General features: G+C 63.9%; 14 protein-coding genes. 1 reads left to right on the top strand and 13 read right to left on the bottom strand.

Annotated features, from left to right (window positions below):
- Positions 1–26 precede the first annotated feature (26 nt).
- From NVV93_RS09315 to NVV93_RS09275, 9 genes are all read right to left on the bottom strand, one after another.
- Positions 27–890 (bottom strand): MBL fold metallo-hydrolase, encoded by an 864-nt coding sequence (locus NVV93_RS09315; RefSeq protein WP_258254152.1) that lies wholly within the window; start codon positions 888–890, stop codon positions 27–29.
- A 170-nt stretch (positions 891–1,060) separates the two neighbouring features.
- Positions 1,061–2,644: an aldehyde dehydrogenase (NADP(+)) gene (locus NVV93_RS09310; protein WP_258254151.1), complete on the bottom strand. Its 1,584-nt coding sequence runs from the start codon at positions 2,642–2,644 to the stop codon at positions 1,061–1,063.
- 88 nt (positions 2,645–2,732) lie between these two features.
- Positions 2,733–3,170, bottom strand: a complete 438-nt coding sequence (locus NVV93_RS09305; RefSeq protein ID WP_258254150.1) for a thioesterase family protein — start codon at positions 3,168–3,170, stop codon at positions 2,733–2,735.
- The gene (locus tag NVV93_RS09300; RefSeq protein WP_258254149.1) at positions 3,167–4,318 is read right to left on the bottom strand and encodes an iron-containing alcohol dehydrogenase; all 1,152 of its coding nucleotides are present in this window, start codon (positions 4,316–4,318) and stop codon (positions 3,167–3,169) included. Before NVV93_RS09300 ends, NVV93_RS09305 begins: the two co-directional genes overlap by 4 nt.
- Before the next feature lie 258 nt (positions 4,319–4,576).
- The gene (locus NVV93_RS09295; RefSeq protein ID WP_258254148.1) at positions 4,577–6,130 is read right to left on the bottom strand and encodes an arylsulfatase; all 1,554 of its coding nucleotides are present in this window, start codon (positions 6,128–6,130) and stop codon (positions 4,577–4,579) included.
- 219 nt (positions 6,131–6,349) lie between these two features.
- Positions 6,350–7,717 (bottom strand): DUF1329 domain-containing protein, encoded by a 1,368-nt coding sequence (locus tag NVV93_RS09290; RefSeq protein ID WP_258254147.1) that lies wholly within the window; start codon positions 7,715–7,717, stop codon positions 6,350–6,352.
- A 20-nt stretch (positions 7,718–7,737) separates the two neighbouring features.
- Positions 7,738–9,477, bottom strand: coding sequence for a DUF1302 domain-containing protein (locus tag NVV93_RS09285; RefSeq protein ID WP_258254325.1), 1,740 nt, complete (start codon positions 9,475–9,477; stop codon positions 7,738–7,740).
- 136 nt (positions 9,478–9,613) lie between these two features.
- Positions 9,614–9,985 (bottom strand): cytochrome c family protein, encoded by a 372-nt coding sequence (locus tag NVV93_RS09280; protein ID WP_258254146.1) that lies wholly within the window; start codon positions 9,983–9,985, stop codon positions 9,614–9,616.
- A 116-nt stretch (positions 9,986–10,101) separates the two neighbouring features.
- On the bottom strand, positions 10,102–11,544 hold the full coding sequence (locus tag NVV93_RS09275) for an arylsulfatase (protein ID WP_258254145.1): 1,443 nt from the start codon (positions 11,542–11,544) through the stop codon (positions 10,102–10,104).
- A gap of 221 nt (positions 11,545–11,765) precedes the next feature.
- On the opposite strand from NVV93_RS09275, the gene NVV93_RS09270 reads away from it, so the two are divergent.
- A complete protein-coding gene (locus NVV93_RS09270) occupies positions 11,766–12,776 on the top strand; it encodes an AraC family transcriptional regulator (protein WP_258254144.1) in 1,011 nt (336 codons plus the stop codon).
- A gap of 35 nt (positions 12,777–12,811) precedes the next feature.
- Here the strand turns inward: NVV93_RS09270 and NVV93_RS09265 are convergent, their stop codons facing one another.
- The 4 genes from NVV93_RS09265 to NVV93_RS09250 all read right to left on the bottom strand — a co-directional run bounded on the left by NVV93_RS09265 (position 12,812) and on the right by NVV93_RS09250 (position 18,390).
- The gene (locus tag NVV93_RS09265; protein WP_258254143.1) at positions 12,812–14,272 is read right to left on the bottom strand and encodes an NAD(P)/FAD-dependent oxidoreductase; all 1,461 of its coding nucleotides are present in this window, start codon (positions 14,270–14,272) and stop codon (positions 12,812–12,814) included.
- Between the two features lie 233 nt (positions 14,273–14,505).
- Positions 14,506–16,950, bottom strand: coding sequence for a TonB-dependent receptor (locus tag NVV93_RS09260; RefSeq protein WP_258254142.1), 2,445 nt, complete (start codon positions 16,948–16,950; stop codon positions 14,506–14,508).
- 79 nt (positions 16,951–17,029) lie between these two features.
- Positions 17,030–17,872: a FecR family protein gene (locus tag NVV93_RS09255; protein ID WP_258254141.1), complete on the bottom strand. Its 843-nt coding sequence runs from the start codon at positions 17,870–17,872 to the stop codon at positions 17,030–17,032.
- Entirely contained in the window at positions 17,869–18,390 is a 522-nt protein-coding gene (locus NVV93_RS09250; protein ID WP_258254324.1) for an RNA polymerase sigma factor, read from the bottom strand. The genes NVV93_RS09255 and NVV93_RS09250 overlap by 4 nt, the downstream gene beginning before the upstream one ends.
- Positions 18,391–18,809 lie beyond the last annotated feature (419 nt).

Raw genomic sequence — 18,809 nt, 5'->3', positions numbered from 1 at the left:
CGTGCTCCTACTGCTTGGGTAAGGTGTCAGCTGTCGAGCCGACGAAGTTCGGTGTGGTGGTCGAACGGTTGGTAACGGGACTGCCGATCCCGGCAGATCTTGACCATCGCCACCGCGGGGTCGCGCGCCAGCACCAGCCGGCCGCGGATGGCGACCAGATGATCGAGCAGCCGCTCCTTCTCTTCGACCAGGCATTCAGGATTGCGGTCCAGGGCGCTGGTCACGTCCAGCCTCAGCCAATGGGAGCCCGGCAGCAGATCGCCGGCGAAGACCACCTTGCCACCGGGCATGTCGATCTCCGGCAGCAACTGCCCGGGCGTGTAGCCATCGCTGACCTGGAAATGCCAGCCAGGCCCCAGCAACTCCGAGCTGGTGCCCTCGACCAGCGCCAGGCGGCCGCTGCTCTCCAGTTGGCCGATGATCGGCTGCACGAACAGCGCGCGATCCAGCGGATGCGGATGGCTGGCGCGTATCCAGTGACGTTCACCGACCAGGTAACGCGCGCGGGGAAACAGCAGGCGGGGCATATCGCCGGCCCGCACGGCGGCCTGCAGCTCCGGCGACAGGCGGGCCTGCAGATGGGTCAGCACCACCGCGTGGATATCCATTTCCCCCAGCCCATGCTCGGCCAGGCTGTCGAGCAGGCCGGCGGCATAGTGCTGACAACTGCAAGCTCTCGGCAGGGGCGCAAGCAGGCCTTCGCTGCCGGCGAGCACCAGAATGTTCTGCCGATCCTGCTGCACCAGCAGCGCACGCGAGGCCAGACCGATTTGGTTGTTGTGGTCGGGCGCGATCCAGCTGGCCCACAACTGCCGGGGTACCGCCCCGAACATCACCCCGCCATCGAGTTGCCGGGGTTGGCCGGTGAGGGTGGAAAGCCTACGGTTCACGCGCACTACCTCTTCGAACACCATCCCGCTACCACCGGCAGCGGGTTTTTCTGATGGCCCAAGATAGAGTGACCAGCGCCAACCCCGCCCCCCTCCTGAAGAGGGGAAGAGACGAACGCCGGCGCCGCGGAATTGGCAACGGCACTTTCTTTTTCTTTTAGCTTTTCCTTTTAGCGCTGAATTGGATCTCGGCTCGGCACGCCGTCGACCAGGCGCAACAGGCCCAGCGGGTTGGCGTCCTGGAGGGCGTCGGGCAGCAGCTCGTCGGGGTAGTTCTGGTAGCACAGCGGGCGCAGGAAGCGGTCGATCGCCACGGTGCCGACCGAGGTGCCGCGGGCATCCGAGGTGGCCGGATAGGGGCCGCCATGCACCATCGCGTCGCAGACTTCCACGCCGGTCGGGTAGCCGTTGACCAGCAAGCGCCCGGCCTTGTGCTCGAGCAGCGGCACCAGGTGGCGGAAACCCTGCAGATCGGCAGGTTCACCGATCAGCGTGGCGGCCAACTGCCCGCGCAGGCCCTGCAAGGCGCGCTGCAGCTCGGCGGCATCGGCCACTTCGACCACCACGGTGAGCGGCCCGAAGACCTCCTCCTGGAGCAATTCGTCGCTGCTCAGCAGCAGGCTGGCGTCAGCTTGGAACAACTGCGCCTGCGCTTGCCGGCCGGCCTGCGGCGCGCCAGCCAGATGGCGCACGGCGGGGTGCGCATGCAGGGCCGCTACGCCGTGCTCGTAGCTGCGCAGGATGCCGGCGTTGAGCATGGTCTGCGCCGGCTGGTCGGCCATGCGCGCGGTGAGTTGCGCGAGGAAGGCCGTGAACTCCGGCGAGCGGATGCCCAGGACCAGGCCCGGGTTGGTGCAGAACTGCCCGCAACCCATTACCACGGACGCAGCCAGCTCTGTGGCGATGCGCTCGCCGCGCAGCTTCAGCGCTTCGGGCAGCATGATTACCGGATTAATGCTGCTCATCTCGGCAAATACCGGGATCGGTTGCGGGCGCGCCGCGGCCATGTCGCACAGCGCGCGGCCGCCCTTGAGCGAACCGGTGAAACCGACCGCCTGAATCGCCGGATGCTTGACCAGCAGCTCACCGACGCCGCCGCCATAGATCATGCTGAACACCCCGGCGGGCATGCCGGTCGCTGCGGCGGCGCGGACGATGGCGCCGGCCACGTACTCGGCGGTGGCCATGTGGCCGCTGTGTGCTTTGACGATCACCGGGCAGCCGGCGGCCAGCGCCGCAGCGGTATCGCCGCCGGCGGTGGAGAACGCCAACGGAAAGTTGGCGGCGCCGAATACCGCCACCGGGCCAACCCCGAGGCGGCACTGGCGCAGATCCGCACGTGACACTGGTTGCCGCGCGGGCTGTGCACGGTCGATCCGCGCGCCGAGGAAGTCGCCACGCCGCAGAGCCTCGGCGAACAGGCGCATCTGGTTGCTGGTGCGCGTCCGCTCGCTCAGCACGCGCGCCGGCGGCAACGCGGTTTCACGAGTCACGGTGGCGAGAAAGGCGTCGCCCAGCGCATCCAGTTCGCTGGCGATGGCGTCGAGAAACTCGGCGCGGCGCGCGGGCGCCAGGGCGCGGAACTCTGGGTAGGCGGCCTCGGCAGCCAGGGCGGCGGCATCGACTTCGGCGGCGGTGGCCTGCGCGAAGTGACAGGGCAACGGCTCGCCGGTGCTGGCATCGAAGCTGTTCAGACAAACGTCGCCGGCAGCGCTGCGAGCGCCCGCGATGAAATTGTGACCGGTGAGGGACATGGCATTTCCTGCACGCTGATAGGGATAGGAAGGGTCGGCGAGCCCCGCCAGCCGCTCGGCGGTGACGGGGACGCCTGGGAAGCGAGGACTAGTCGGTCAGGGTGCTCAGCTCGGCGCGCACCAGTGGGGGTATGGCGACCGGCTTGTTGCTGGCCCGATCGACATACACGTAAACCACGTAACCGAGCGCGGAAGCCTCGGTCTCGTCATTGCGAAAGACGCCGAGCTCGTAGCGGGCGCTGCTGTTGCCCAGGTGGGCGATACGCAGGCCGACGTGCACCTGATCGGGGAAGGTGATCGGCGAAAAGAACGTGCAGCTCGACTCGACGATCAGGCCGATGACCGGGCTGTTGTCGATGTCCAGGGTGCCCTGCTCGACCAGGAACTGGGTGATCGCCGAATCGAAGAACGAGTAGTAGACGACGTTCTGCACATGGCCATAAGAATCGTGGTCGCCCCAGCGCGTGCCGAGGGTGTAGGAGCGTCGGAAATCCTCCCGGCGTGGACGGTGGGCTTTGGTGCTCATAGTACTTCTCGGTAGATGGCGCGTACGTCGTCCAGCTGGACCTCGCGCGGGTTGTTGCCGAGCAGGCGCTGCTGCTTCATCGCATCCAGCGCCAGGGCCTCGATATCGGCCTCGCCGATGCCCACGTCGCGCAGCCGGGTCGGCAGTTGCAGCGCACCGGCCAGGCCGCCCAGGTGTTCGGCCAAAGCACGAGCTTTTTCCTGATCGCTGCCGGTCACAGTGGGCAGCACGATCTCGGCCAGTTGCGCGTACAGCGGCGCCACGGTGTCGAGGTTGAAGCGCATCACCGGGCCGAGCACCAGGGCGTTGGACACCCCGTGCGGCACGTGGAAACGCGCGCCGAGCGGATACGCCAGCGCGTGCACGGCGGCCACCGGCGAGTTGGCGAACGCCATGCCGGCCAGACAGGCGCCGAGCAGCATGTTTTCCCGCGCGACCAGATCGGCGCCGTCGCGGCAGGCCTGGTGGATGCTGCCGGACAGCAGGCACAGTGCCTCACGCGCCAGGCAGTCGGAGATCGGGTTCTTCAGGTTGCGGCTGGTGTAGGCCTCCACCGCGTGAACCATGGCATCGATGCCGGTCGCCGCGGTGATATGCGCCGGCAGGCCGAGCGTCAGGTCAGCATCCAGCACCGCCAAGTCCGGCAACAGGGTCGGCGAATAAACCACGTTCTTCTCGCCGGCACCGGTAGTGACCACCGACACCGAGGTCACCTCGGAGCCGGTGCCAGCGGTGGTCGGCACCAGGATCAGCGGCAGGCGTTGACCCTTGCTCACATTGATCCCGTAGATCTGCGCCAGCTCTTCGCCGCCGCGGATGAGCAAGGCGGCCAGCTTGGCGGCATCCAGCGAACTGCCGCCGCCAAAGCCGACCACGCAATCCGCGCCACAGGCCCTACCCGCCTCCACTGCGGCGAGGATCACCGACTCCGGTGGGTCGGCCAGCACGTCGGCGAACACCCGGACCGGGACGCCCGCCGCGGAAAAACCGGCCAGCACCGGGTCGAGCAGGCCAGCGGCCACGACACCGGCATCGGTGACCAGCAGCACGGAGCTGCCACCCAGGTTGCGCACCTGTGCGGCGAGACGGGTGGCGGCACCGCGCTCGATGATCATCGAGCGGGTGGTATTGAATGCCATCGATAGCATTGGAAGAGCCTCAAATGGGTTACTTCGACAGCCTCCGCGCTTGTGTCGCGGAGCGCTCTGTTCATTACCCTACAGGTTCGCTCTCCGCCACCGCCCCCTCCCTCTGAGGGGGCAGAAATGGCGAGGAAAACAGCAGCCCCGGCAGTGGCCTGCGCCTTCCCTGGCTACGGCTTTGCGGGGCCGGCCGGGGGACATAACTGGGCGTTCGACAGACATAAAAAAGCCGGGCGAGGCCCGGCTTTCTGGAGAACCACTCGCTTAGTTGGCAGGTGGCGCCAGCTTCTGCAGTTTCATCATTGCCTGCTTAACGGCCAGGCTCTGATAGCTGATGTTGGCCGGATTCAGGCTGACGCCCTCCTGGAATGGGTACTGCGGGATGGTCGCCATGAACGCCTGAATCTGCGCCTGAACCGGCACGAACAACCACATCTGGTCGCCCTTCCAGCGGGTGAACAGGCTGGATTCGCGTTGCGCGGTTTCGAACGGGTCGGCCTTCAGGTTGACGATCTGCGGCCAGTTGGTGACCTTGCGCGATCCCGAGCCGACCGAGCCTTCCGTCTGGGCGAAGCTGACCTTCCAGTCTTTCCAGCGCAGCGCGTTCAGCTCGCCGGCCTGGGAGAAGTAGAAGTACTCCTCGCGCGGGCTGTCCTTGGCCTCACCTTTGAAGAACGGCAGGAAGTTGTAGCCGTCCAAGTGCACCTTGAACTGCTTGCCATTCAGCTCGCTGCCTTTGGCCATCTCGGCGACCAGACTCGCGGCACCGGCGGCGGCGGCCAGGGTCGGCATCCAGTCGTTGTGAGCGATCATGTTGTTGAAATGGCTACCCGGCTTGAGCACGCCCGGCCACTTAACCAGCAGCGGCACGCGGTGGCCGCCTTCGTTGCTGCTGCCCTTTTCGCCATGGAACGGCGAGCTGCCGCCATCCGGCCAAGTCGCTTTCTGCGCGCCGTTGTCGGTGGTGTAGACGATGATGGTGTTGTCGGCGATGCCCAGCTCGTCGAGCTTGTTCAGCAGCCGGCCGACGTGGTCGTCGTGCTCGAGCATGCCGTCCGGGTACAGGCCGATGCCGGTCTTGCCGTCGTAGTCCTTACTCAGGTGGGTCCAACTGTGCATGCGTGTGCTGTTGAACCAGACGAAGAAGGGTTTATCCGCCTGGTGCGCCTTGTCGATGAAGTTCTCGGCGGCCTGGACGAATTCGCCGTCGACGGTTTCCATGCGCCTGCGGTTCAGCGGGCCGGTGTCTTCGATCTTGCCGTCGGCATAGCTATGGATCACCCCACGCGGGCCGTATTTTTTGCGGAACGCCGGATCCTTCGGATAGTAGTAGCCCTCCGGCTCTTCCTCGGCATTCAGGTGGTAGAGGTTGCCGAAGAATTCGTCGAAGCCGTGGTTGGTCGGCAGGTGCTTGTCGCGGTCGCCCAGGTGGTTCTTGCCGAACTGGCCGGTGGTGTAGCCCTGCTGTTTCATCACGTCGCCGATGGTCGGCGCCCAGTCAGGGATGCCGTGCTGGGCGCCGGGCATGCCGATGGTCAGCAGGCCGGTGCGGAACGGGTGCTCGCCGAGGGCGAAAGCCGAACGGCCGGCGGTGCAGGACTGCTCGCCGTAGGCGTGGGTGAACAACGCGCCCTCGTTGGCGATACGGTCGATGTTCGGCGTCTCGTAACCCATCATGCCCTGGTTGTAGGCACTCAGGTTGTAGTAGCCGACGTCATCGCCAAAAATCACCAGGACGTTGGGTTTGTCCGCTGCATGCGCACTCACTGTTGCGCCTGCCAGTGCCAAGGCACACAGCAGCTTTCCTATACGAGCCATATCGGCGTCTCCGGTTCGAATCGAATTAATGGCCGGGCAGCGATAGCCACCCTGCCCTAGGGCCTGAACAGTAGGAGGGCCGGGTAACGCGGACACCCCTCCCTCCGAGGGGGGCGTCGCGTCAAGCACGGGCGCCGCGCCAGAATGGCAAAGTGGCCGTGGAGGTTTGCCCTCGCACGGCCACTGGTCTCACTTACCTCTTACCCTCGAGAGTGACGGCTAGCGCAGACCGTCCGTGCGCAGGGCGGCCGGGGTGAAGTCGAAGTACTTCGCCTCCACTCCGAACGTCGTGGTGCTCGGCTCCTGGTTACGCATGCCGAGCGCCAGGTAGCGACTGGACATCAGGTCGTACAGCGCCTCGACCGCCAGATAGCTAGTCTGCTGCTGGTAGTTGTACAGCGCATGGCCTTCGGCGACGCGCCACAACTGCCCGCGACCGTCATAGTGGTCAACCTCGGCGATCTGCCAGGTGTCCTCGTCGAGGTACATGTGGCGCTTGGAGTAAATGTGCCGGGAGCCCGACTTGAGGGTCGCCACGACTTCCCAGACCCGGTGCAGCTCGTAGCGGGTGTGCTCAGGATTGATGTGGCCGGCCTTGATGATGTCGTCGTACTTGAGCGCCGGGGACTCCAGCGCGTAGCTGTTGTACGGGATATACAGTTCCTTTTTGCCCACCAGCTTCCAGTCGTAGCGGTCCGGGGCGCCGTTGAACATGTCCAGGTTGTCGGCGGTGCGCAAGCCGTCGGAAGCGGTGCCCGGGCCGTCGTAGGCGACCTGCGGCGCTCGCCGCACGCGGCGCTGGCCGGCGTTGTAGATCCAGGCCAGGCGCGGCTCGGTGATCTGGTTGAGCGTCTCATGAGCGAGCACGGCGGTGCCGGCCAGACGCGCCGGCGCGGTCACCCGCTGCTTGACCAGGTACAGGATGCTGCCCTTCTTGTCCGCCGGGAAATCGGCGACTTGTTCCGGATAGACCTGCTCCTCCAAGAAGCGTACCGGCGTGTAGGCACCGTTCACCTGCGGGGTGACCTGGATGTAGCTGCGCGAATAGTTGCCGCCCAAGTAACGGGTGACGTGGTTCCACAGCACCTCGACGCCATTCTTCGGAATCGGGAAGGCGTAGTAGCCACTCTGCGCAAAGTTGGCCAGGCCATCCCCGCCGTTGACCTCCTCGACCTGCAGCGCGCTTTTGCGCGCTGCTTCCTGGATGGCGGCCGGCACCGTGGCGGTGCGATGGGACGGGTAGACCGGAATGCGATAGCTGTCCGGGTAGCGCTTGAACATCGCCATCTGACCATCGGTCAACTTGTCCCGGTATTCCGCGGCATTGGCTGCGGTAATCACCAACAGCGGCTTTTCGCCGGCGAACGGGTTGGCCAGGAAGCCGTTGGCCGCCACTGCGCCAGCGTCCTTCGGCAGCCCGCCGGTCCAGGCCGGGATGCTGCCGTCGGCGTTGGCTTCTTTCTGCGCGCCTAGCGGGGTGAGGGTGGTGCCGAGCTGGGCGGCTTGGTCGGCGGAGACCGCTGCCATCACCTGGCCGGCGAGCAGGCTCAAAGCCAGGATGCAGCTGTTTTGCAGGAATTTATTCATTATTTTGCTCCTGGGAATGCTTAGAAGTTCACGCCGAAGCTCAGCGAAACGAAGTCACGGTCGACGTCGGTATTGAAATCACCACCGAAGTTGTTGGTGTAACTGAGGCTGGCTGTATAGGTGTTGCGGTAGTCGGCATCGAGGCCCAGGCCAACGGACTTGGAACCTTGGTTGAACACCGGGCCGTAGCCGTCGACGTCGTGTGACCAGAACAGGTTGGGTGCCAGGTTCACCCCGGCGAACACGTCGCTGTACTTGAGGTTGGTGAAGGCGCGGTAGCCCCAGGAGTTCGCCGTGTAGTAGCCGTGGCGGCCGCCCTGGACGATGTCGCCGTATACCGAGTCGCGGCCGTAGCGCTGAGTTTCCAGCGACTCCAGGCCACCAACATGGGTGAGGCCCACTTCAACCGCGAGGCTCAGCGAAGTGGCCCCCAGCACCGGGTCGAACAGATGCAAGAAGGTGGTCTGCGCCTGGGTCACCTCCTTGCGCTTCCAGCCCTGCAGGACCTGGCCTTCCTCGGCCCGCACGGTCGGTTCGAGGACAGCGCCGCCGGTGAGGGCGCTGAAGGTCGGGTTCAGCGCGCCACCGAACAGGTCGGCGGTGTTGATGCTGATCGGCGCGTTGGGCCGGTAGCTGATCTCGCCGCTCCAGGCCGTGCCGGTGGGCAGCTCGGTGGCGAAGCTGGCGCCATACAGATGAATGTCTTCCGGGTAATCGAGGAAGTAGCTGGTGTTGCCGGCACCGGTCGCCAGGCCAAGGGCGAATTGCAGGTCGGGGTCGCCGAGCGCGGCGAAGCCCGGGTCGTTGTTGATGAAGTCGGTCACGCCGCTGGCGGTGCGCAGGCTGAAACGCGGCGCGCGCGAGTGATAGTTGAGGTAATAGGCGCCGTACTCCACGCCATCGCCCAGCCAGCGCAACGCCATGCCGTACTGACCGCTGTCGCGCGGATCGTTGTTTTGTTCGCGGCGGATGACCACCCCTTCCGGGTCGGTGACGTCAAAGCCCAGGCCCGCGGCGGCGGCGATCGGTTCGAGCGGCGCGATGCCGGCCATGCCGCCGTTGAGGTTGTTGTTACAGCCCTTGGCCACCGGATCGGCGCCGAAGAAGGTGCCGCAGTTATCCAGTGCGTAGGGTTTCCACTCCAGCTGGTAGAAGCCCTCGAGGCTCAGGTTCTCGGTCAAGCCCTGGGCGACGTAGATCATGTTGACCGGGATCAAGCCTTCCTTGAGCTCGGCGCCCGGACGGCGCAGCGCAGCGACATCGAGAGGGTTGATCGAGTTGATCGAGTTGCCGATGAACAGGCTTTCGCCCCAGCTCACCACCTGCTTGCCGACACGCAGGTCGCCGGGGTGCTCGGCCAGCTCGTAGCGTTGCGAGATGAAGGCGTCGAGGATCTGCGCACCGGAGGAGCGCGCGGACATTTCGCGACCGTCATCGCTGATCTGCTTGAACGGCCGGCTTTCGTCCTTGAGCTCGAAGTCGTACCAGTACTTGCCGCGCACGAAGGCGCGGGTGTCGCCGTAGCTCAGCTCCAGGTCGTGCACGCCCTTGAAGATTTTCGAGAAGGTTTCGCCCTTCTCGAAGTTCAGACGGCCGTCATCACCGGACGAGGAAAAGCCGCGACCGCCGTTGCTGCCGTCGATCAGCTTGCTGCTGGGGTCTTCGGTGGCCCAGCTGGCGCCGACCGACAGGGCCGAGTCGAACTGGCCCTGCAGCTCGCCGACCGTAAAGGCGGCGGCGTGGGCGCCGAAGGAAGCCATGGAAATCGCGGTCGCCAGTAGGTAGCGCTGGAAGTGTGGTTTATGCACTGGGAGGTCCTTTTTTTGTTGTTGTGATCCTGGCGAGCCTGTCAGCAAGCTGGACGATTCCGAGGGCGGCGGGTTGCGCCGCCGACGGCTAGCTGTGTTGCTGCAGGAAACAGAGCACTGCTTGCCGTTCTTCAGCCTTGCGCAGGCCACCAAAAGCCATTGCCGTGTCGGGGAACATCTTTGCGGGAGCGGTCAGCCAGCGATCGAGCTGCTCGACGGTCCAGGTGCTGTTCGCCCCGGCCAAGTCGCTCGAATAGTTGAAGCCCACCACCGAACCGATGGGCCGGCCGACCACACCGGCGAGGTGCGGACCGATGTGATCGGCGTCGAGGGCATGACAGGCGGCGCATTTGGTCTGGAAGGCCTGTTGGCCAGCGCCGACATCGCACTCGGCGGCCAGACTGGCGAAGCTCATGGCCAGAGCGAAGGCTCCGAACAGCGGGCGTATCAGAGAGTGCATGAACGTTCCTTTCGGCTGCGCTTGAGGTGAAGCTAAGGTGGCAGCGGGAACGTTTTTTGAATCGCCGTGGCACGCCAATGACTTGTCATGGCGTGCCAATCGGCGGTGGCAGGATGTTACTTGGGCGGAGTATAGGGGTCCGGCGTACCGGGCTCGATCGGCGGGTACTGCTTGAGGCTGGTCTTGATGCCGCCGACGATGCGCATAATCGGGTGCATCGCCCAGGAGTTCTGAATGATCACGTTGTCTTCCTCGCGCAGGTCGGTCAGCAAGTTGTGCAGGCGCGGACTGGACAGCGGCAGTGCGGGATCGAACATGTTTTCCTGAAGGAAGAAATGCAGCTTCCAGTTGCGCCACTTGACCGCCGACAGCCGATCGGCAACGTAGGCTGGGAAGCCTTCACGATTGGAGTGTTGCTGCTTGCCGGTGAGAAAGGCCAACTGATCGACGCCATCTACCGCGCGATCCGTGGGCACTTGCGCACCGCCGGCGTGGGCGAGCGTGGTGTACAGGTCGGTGATGTGCACGACCTCGTTGCTGACCTTGCCCACCGGCGTCTGGCCCGGCCAGCGCAGGATAAACGGCGCGCGCAACGACGCTTCCATGGCGGTGAAGTAGGTGCCGCGCCACGGGCCGTTGGCGCCGATCCACGGGTGCACGGCCTCGCCGCCGTTGTCACTGGCGAACACCACCAGGGTGTTATCGGCGATGCCGGCCGCCTGCAGGGCATCGAGAACCTGCCCGGTGCGGTAGTCCATCTCGGTCAGGGCATCGGCCCAGGAGCCATTGCCGGTTTTACCGGCAAAGGCCGGGTTCGGTTGCGTTGGCATGTGCATCAGCGAGAACGAGACGAAGGCGAAGAACGGTTTGCCGGCCTCGGCATTGCGCTTGATGAAGGTCGTCGCCCGATCGGCAATTTCCTCGTCCAGCGTGCGCCGGCTGGCGAGGTCGAGCTTCTTGACCTTGCGCGGCGCCTCATCCCGGTGGGCCTCAAGGATGGACGGCGCCGGTACCAGCGTCTCGTCCCAGCCCTGCTTGCTGCCCACCGCCGGCCATAGACTGTTGGTGTCGTCGGCATTGCTCCACATGGCTTCGTCGTAGGTACGCGGCACACCGTAGAACTCGTCGAAGCCCTGCTGGGTGGGCAGGCGCGCATTGCTGCTGCCCAGGTGCCACTTGCCCCAGATGCCGGTGGCATAGCCACGCGCGGACAACAGCTCGGCCAGGGTCTGCTCCCACAGGGTTAGACCATCGGGGCCGCCGGCACTGGGCACGCGATAAGTCCCGGAGCGGATCGGGAAGCGCCCGGTCATCAGCGCCGAGCGCGACGGCGTGCACTGCGCCTCGACGTTGAAGTTGGTCAGGCGCACACCCTCGGCGGCGAGCTGATCGATGCGCGGGGTCTCGGCGCCGCGCAATACCCCACCGCCGTAAACGCCGAGCTCCCCATAACCGAGGTTGTCGATCAGGATCACCACGATGTTGGGCTGCGCGGGTTGGGCCAGACAAGAAAGGCTGAGCAGCATGCTTGCCAGGAGGCAGAACCATTTGCGATACATAGAAAGCTCCGGAGGGGCGGCGGATTATTCACCGCACAGTCTCTTAGGCACCGGTGTAATGCTTGTCGGCAGGTGCCAATGTTTTGCCATTGAGTGCCATTGCCGATCCGGCTTGTCCGCGCGCAGTGAACGCGGTGCAATCTGTGGCGTACCGTGGCATTGTCGCCAGCCCTGCATCGAGTCAGACGGCGGGGACGGGCCGCCCGAGGAGGGCAACGAAGATGTCTCGCTTGAATTACACCGTTTACGCCGAAGCCTTGCTGCTGCATCACGCCGAGGTGTTTCGACCGTTTCTCGGTATGGCGGGCCTGTCGCCGGAGGTGCTCGAGCGTCCCGAGGCGAAGATCCCGTTGAGTCAGTACACCGCCTTGCTGGAAATTACCGCGGCGCAATGCGATCCCAATCTCGGCTTGCGGCTGGGCCTCGGTCTGCTCGGCGGCCCGGCCGGCGGCAGTCTGCTCGGCGGTTTCGGCCACGCCGCGCGCAGCGCGGCTACCGTGCGGGCGCTGCTCGACTTCGGCAGTCGCTACATGATCGTCCACGCCCAGGCCAATGAGCTGAGCTGGCAGCAGAGTGGCAACCAGCTGGAAGTCTCCTATCGCCTCACCGACCCCAGCATCACCGACCGCCGCCAGGATGCCGAATATGCCCTGGCCGTGCTGTACACCCGGCTGCGGGAGTGCACTGCGAGAAAATTCGAACTCCTGCGAGTCGACTTTGCCCACCCGCAGCCGGCGGACATCACCCTGCATCAGCAGACGTTCCAATGCCCACTGCGCTTCGAGCAGCCCAGCAATACGCTGGTCTGGCCCGCGGCGATGCTCGACGAAGCGTTGGTGACGGCAGATCCCCGGCTGTTTCAGGCGCTGCTGCCGGGCCTGGAGGAAGAGCGCAAGCGACGCATGGCCGACAGCGATCTAGCCATGCGCATCAGCCTGGCCATCGAGGCCGATCTCAAAGGCGGCAAAGTGGGCTTGGATCAGGTGGCCACGCAGCTGTGCATGAGCAAGCGCACCCTGCAGCGGCGCCTCAGCGAACTGGAAGTGGAGTTCAACGAGTTGGTCGAGGAGGTACGCCAGGCACGGGCCATCGAGTTCGTGCGCAACTCGTCGCTGAGCCTGACCGAAATTGGTATGCGCCTGGGTTACAACGAGGCCAGCTCGTTCAGCCGGGCGTTCCGGCGCTGGACGGGACTGACGCCCCGCGAGTATCGGCAGCAGCACCAGCAGTAGTCGATGGCCGGCTGCGCGGCCATCGACTTGCAGCGTCAGCCTAGCAGTTTCTGGGCCCGTTTGGCGGCTTGGCCGCCGGCCCCGATGGCGCCATCGATGAACCCACGCCAGCCTTCGCCATGGTCGCCTTGACCGAATAGCACCCGGCCACGGTCCTTCTGGAAGTGGTCGTAGTACTTGCCCAGCCAGTTCGGCTTGTAGCTGCAATAGGTGCCCTTGGCATACGGGTCAAGGGTCCACTCGTAGCCGTAGCACTCCTCGACCTCCAGATCCGGGTAGAAGGAACTCACCACCGCCTGCACGGCGTCGCGATCCTGGATGTCGAGCTTCTCCGGGTCGGCACCGAAGGCGACGAAGATGGTGTGATCCTCGCCCTTGGCATAGGTCACCAACAAGTTGAGCGGATGTTCGGAACCGGCCGCCCCGAGGCGCTTGCCGTCGTCCGGCAGCTTGCCCTTGGTACGGACAAACACCTTAACCCCGCTGCCGGAGTGCTTCTCCTTCGCCGCCTCGATCAGCGCCGGGTCCAGCGCCGGAGTGAAGGCAATGCGCGGCAGCACGTTCATCGGCACGGCGACGATCACCGCGCCTGCGCTGATGGTTTCGCCCTGCTCGGTAGTAATCAGCACGCGCTTGCCTTGATCCTCGACCTTGACCACCGGAGTGGACAGGCGGATTTCCGGCTTGCCTTCCTCGACCATCGCGTTGATCAGGCTGATGGTGCCGTCCTTGAAGCTGTAGCGGCCCACAGAATCGACCAACGCGGTCATGTTCCAGCCCGGCAGCGACCACCAGCGGGCCACATCGGCGTAGGAGGCGCGATCGCTGGTGGTATGTGCAATACCAGCGATGTAAGCATCGACAAACGAGCGTTGCAGCGGGGTGAGCTGCAGTTGGGCAAGGCGATCGGCACCGCTCAGGCTGTCGACGGCGAGCAGCTCCTTCCAGGTGTGCTTGGCGTCGTAGGGACGCTCCCAGAGTTTGGGCGCGTCGGCAAAATAGTCCTTGATCGCCTTGGAGATGCTGATCAGGTCCTCGAGCTTGGGCTCGATCGCCTTGCCGTCGTGGATGATGCGGATGCTCTGCTTGTCTTCGACGAACGGCTCGGGGGTTTCCTTGAGTTTGAGGCCGTAGCGCTGCACCTCACTCCAGACGAAGGGCTGGGTCCAGTGAATCCAGGTGCCGCCCAGCTCGATCTTGTGGCCGGCGAACTCGCTGCTGAAGGTGCGCCCGCCGAGACGGTTGCGCGCTTCGAGGATCACCGTCTTGTAGCCGTTCTTCATGCTGTCGCGCGCCGCGGTCACGCCGGCGAAGCCACCACCGATGACCACCACGTCGTAATCGCAATCGGCATGCTTGGCGCCGCGCTTGTCGCCGGCCACCGCCGAGCCGAGCGACACCGCGCCGGCAGCCACCACCGCCCCGGCCGCACCGACTACGCCGGCATTCTGGAGAAACTTGCGGCGACTAACGCCGTCACTCTGCTGGTTGCTCATGCCCACACCTTTCAACGTTATCGTGATGCCTTCCGGCAGTTACCTGAAAACATGCCAGAACGCGGGCAGGGGCAATTGTCAGACGATGCCAATGATTTGCCATTGAGCGCCAGCGTGGGTTTTCCACGTATCAGGAAGCAGCGCTGAGGCGCCACTCCTCGACCAGCCGTGCAAGGCGACTGGTCGAGCCACTTGGCTGAGGAGCGGCGAGCCACCCGTGCGGGCGGCGAGGTTTACCACTGGTGGGTATAGCTTGCCGTCAGCACCGTGCCGGGGGCTGGTAGGTGGCTGGTGTTGTTGCTGTTGCGCATCAGCTGGCTGTAAAGCGGGTAGTAGTCGCGATTGAACAGATTCTGAATGCCGACGCTGACTTGGTCGGCATCGCTCAGTCGGTACTCGCTGATAAGGTCGACGGTGGTGTATCCGCTGACTTCGCGACGCCCGAAACTCGTTACTCCATCTAGCCGGTAGTCCTCGCCATCGAAATAGGTCGCCTGCAGACGGTTACTCCACGCGTCGTTCGGTCGGTACTGGATATAGGCGGTGAGCTTAAGCGGTGGTATGCGGTAGCCGGTCATGTCCTGCCAATCACCACCGTCTGGTTTCTCGCGACCTTTGATCCAGGTGAAGGTGCCGCCGGCGCCCCAGCTCTCGTCGCTATTCAACCAGTCGGCACCGCCTTCCACGCCGTGGATTCGTTCCTTGGTGCGAGTCAGGATCAGGCCATTGTTGAAGCTCTGCACGTCCCCTAGCTTGGAGGTGCTGTAGAAAACCGCCAACGAGGCCAGGGTCTGTTCACCAACGGCACCACGCCAGCCCAGTTCATAGTTGTTGGTTTTCACCGGTTCCAGGTTCGAGGAGTCGATGTCGAAGCCCCGCCGAGCATTACGCAGCTGCACACCGATATCGGGCAACTGGAAGCCTTGGCTGAAGGTGGCATACAGCTCCTGACCGGCCACCGGTGAGTAAATCACTCCGATGTTGGATAGGACTGCGTCGTAGTGCGCCTCGCCGCCTTGCACGGTCACTGGCTGAACAGCCGCAGATTCCGAGAGCGGAATGAAGTCATCGAACTCGGCGGTGGCGTACTCGTAACGCAGGCCACCATCGAAAGACCATTGCTCGTTGAGCTTGTGCTGCAGCTGGGCGAACCCACCGGTACTGCGGGTGGTCAGGTCGGGCATGTAGGTCAGTTTGCCGATCTTGTTGAACACCGTGCCGCCACTGGCATCGTAGGCGCGCGGGTCAAAGATATCGATCGGCATGTCGCTTCGCTCCTGGTTGAAGTCGCCACCCCAGACCAGTTCGGTATCTCCCTGATTGCCCAGAGGAGTGCGCAGCGTCACGCGGCTGCCGAAAATTTCGCTGTTCTGCATCACCTGGTCGACGTTACGACCGCGCGTGGCCACCGCGCGGGCGTCGAACGGATTGAAGCGGGTGAAATAGTCCCGGTAATAGAGCTGGGCGTTCATGTTGCCGCCCAGCACCTCCTCATGCGCATACTCGAGATTGACCAGCGTGTTCTTAATCTGGTTCTGCTCATCCAGCGACAGCCCTTTGATCGGACGTGCCGGGACCGAGCCAGCTGGCAGGCGTGCGACGGAAGGGTCGGAGGCGTAGTCGGTGTCCTGCTGTGCATCGTAGTGGCTGGCAGATAGCTGAACGCGCTGTACGTCGTCGATGCGCAGGCCGAGCTTGCCGCCGATGTTGTAGGCGTTCGAATCGAACAGGTCACCCTGACTGGGCTCCGGTGCAATGCGATGGCCGTTGGCATCGTAGGACGCACCGATGTGCCGGGCACCGAAATCCAACGCGTAGTCAACGGTGCCTTGTGAACCGGAAAAATGCTGCTGCAGCTGTCCACCCAAACCGTCATTGTCCAGCTGGGTCAGCGGTGACGTTGCTGTCAGGCTGGTCTCGGCGCGCGGCTCACCGCCGGCCGGGCGAGTGGTGATGGATACGATGCCGCCAGTGGCACCGGCACCGTAAATGGCGCTGCTGCCGCGGGTGACTTCGACGCGTTCGATCAGCGCTGGGTCGATGTTTGCCAGGTTGCGCGATGAATCGCGATTGGTATTCAGCGGGACGCCATCGACCAGCACCAGCATGGTCCGCCCACGCAAGGTCTGGCCATAATCGGTGACGGTGCGGCTGGAGTCGGCCATCCCTGGAATGGCCTTCGCCAGCAGGCCGGCCAGACCATCAGAGCCCTGGCGCAGCTGCTGCAACTGCTCGTGCTCGATGACATCCACCTGACGCGCCTGCGGCACCAGGTTGCTGTTGGTGCGCGAGGCAGTCACCTCCATGGCGTTGAGCTCAATCGCAGCCTCTTCGGCCGGCGCGGTATCCAGCGGCTGAGACTGGCTGGGTACCACCACAAAGGTGTGCTCATCGCGTTCCTGAACGGTAAGCCCGCTATTGCCCAGCAAGCGCTGTAGCGCTTCGAGCAGCGTGTAGCTCCCGCGAAGTGCAGGCGCGGCCTTGCCCGCCGTAGCGTCGCTGGCAAACAGAATCTGTGCATTGGATTGCCGCGCCAGCGCATTCAGTGACTTCTCCAGCGATGAGGCTGGAACGTCGAACTCGACGGGAGCGGATTGCGCCAGGGACGAAAGGCTGATCAGCAGGCCACTGGCCAACAGGGACAGATGCAGTGGCGCACGCCGTAGGGGCTGACTCACTTCTGGTTCTCCATGAAATAAGGGGGTTCATGGAGATAGCCGCCACAGAGCGAGTACAACCCTACCTTCAGTTGAGGAATTATTTTTTTCCGGCTCGGTCGCGGATCAATACGGCACCATCGGCGCCGGTGGACACGCTGACCGGCAGGATGCTGGGCAGCAGTGAAATCAGGCTGTCCACATGCTCGCTATCGAATACGCCGGAAATCGGTAGGCCGGCCAGACTGCGATCTACCAGTTGAATCGGGGCCGGATGGTAACGCTGGACCACCTCGAGCACGTCGCTCAGCGGCGTGCTCTCAAATACCAGGCGGTTGTCCTGCCAAGCGATGACATCCTCAACGTTGACCCGTATTGCCTGATCGGGCAAACCGGCGTGTACGCGCAGCTGCTGACCTGGTTCAAGGAACGTGGTGGTCGGGGCGGCATGCCCGTGCACGGCAACCTTGCCTTCGGCAACGGTCACCAACACATCGTTCGACCGCCGACTTACATTGAAGCGCGTGCCGACCACCTTCACGTCTGCGGTACCGGCGTCGACCAGGAACGGGCGATAGCGCATCGGTGCCACGTCAAACAGCGCCTGCCCCGCCTGCAATTCGACTTGCCGACTGCGTAAATGCCAACTAACTACCAGCTTGCTGGCACTGTCCAGCAGCACCTGGCTGCCGTCCGCCAATTGCAGGGTCTGTCGCTGGCCAACCGCGCTGGCGTAATCCTCGATGCGATATGCTGGATCGAACCATGCCAATCCAGTTGACAGACCGAGGAGGAGCAGCCCTAGGGCGGCGCCAGCCGCGCGCTTCTTGGGCCGTGACTGAGGTGTTGGAAGAGGAAAGCGCTTCTTCAACTCCTCGCGGAACGAAGCAATCGCCTCGTCCTCTTGGGTGAATTCATTCGGTTTTCGCGGGGCATCGCTCATAGCGCCACCTCATAACCGAGTTTGGCTCGGCAGGCCGCCATCCCTAAGCGCAGATGCTTCTCCACCGTCTTCAACGAGATCCCCAGGCGCTCAGCCACCTCGCTTTGAGGCAGTTCATGCAGCTTGTGCATCACGAACACCATCTGGCAGCGCGGCGGCAGCGACGCGATGGCCTCGGTGAGGTGCTCCAGCGTCTGCACTGCGCCATAGTGACGCTCCTGAGTAGGAGCTCCGCTGTCGACCTCTGGCAGCTCTGGGACAGCCACGACCCACGCTTGCCGGCGGCGCTCACTGCGGTAGCGCGTGATGGCATTGTCGTGTGCGACCTTGCGCAACAGCGCCAATGGAGAACGCACGCCGTCCTTTTCGTGCTTTTCCAGCAACTGAACGCACAGGTCATGAATGACCTCGCGAGCAAAGCCATGATCCCCAAAACGCCGACGCACGTGCTCCACCAGTTCGTCATAGTGACGAACCAATGCGGCGAGGAGCGATGGCTTGACGGGGTCGAACTGCACGAGGACCTGCATGGCGGAAGCGAGCGAGTACCCTCGAAGAGGGTGAGAGCAGGCGAATATAAATGAGAATCTATTTCACTCAAAGCATCGATGCACCATAGATAGGCCAAAGCCTGCACTACCCAACTTGATGAAGGTCATCGGACTACCAGCGCCGCAGCCGAGAGGTGAGTCAACCTGATCGCCTGGAGCTGTACCCGCACGACCTTGTCGAGCGCGCCCCCGAAACCAAGCACTGGCGGGCCATCGATGAGGGCGCAAGCTGAGCCCCAGCTACCGGGCGCCCGAAGACCAGACCTAGGCCCGCTCTTTTTCAATCCTCACGTTCGTGTGGATTTTCTTGCAGATTTCTTTTTCTGACTTAAAATCCACACAATCGTGCGGATTTTTATTTTTCTAAGTCCACTTTTTTACAAAAA

This window comes from Pseudomonas sp. LS44, from assembly GCF_024730785.1.
Taxonomy (GTDB): domain Bacteria; phylum Pseudomonadota; class Gammaproteobacteria; order Pseudomonadales; family Pseudomonadaceae; genus Aquipseudomonas.
The sequence above is the reverse complement of the archived record's forward strand: the minus strand, read 5'-3'. Positions and strand labels throughout refer to the sequence as shown.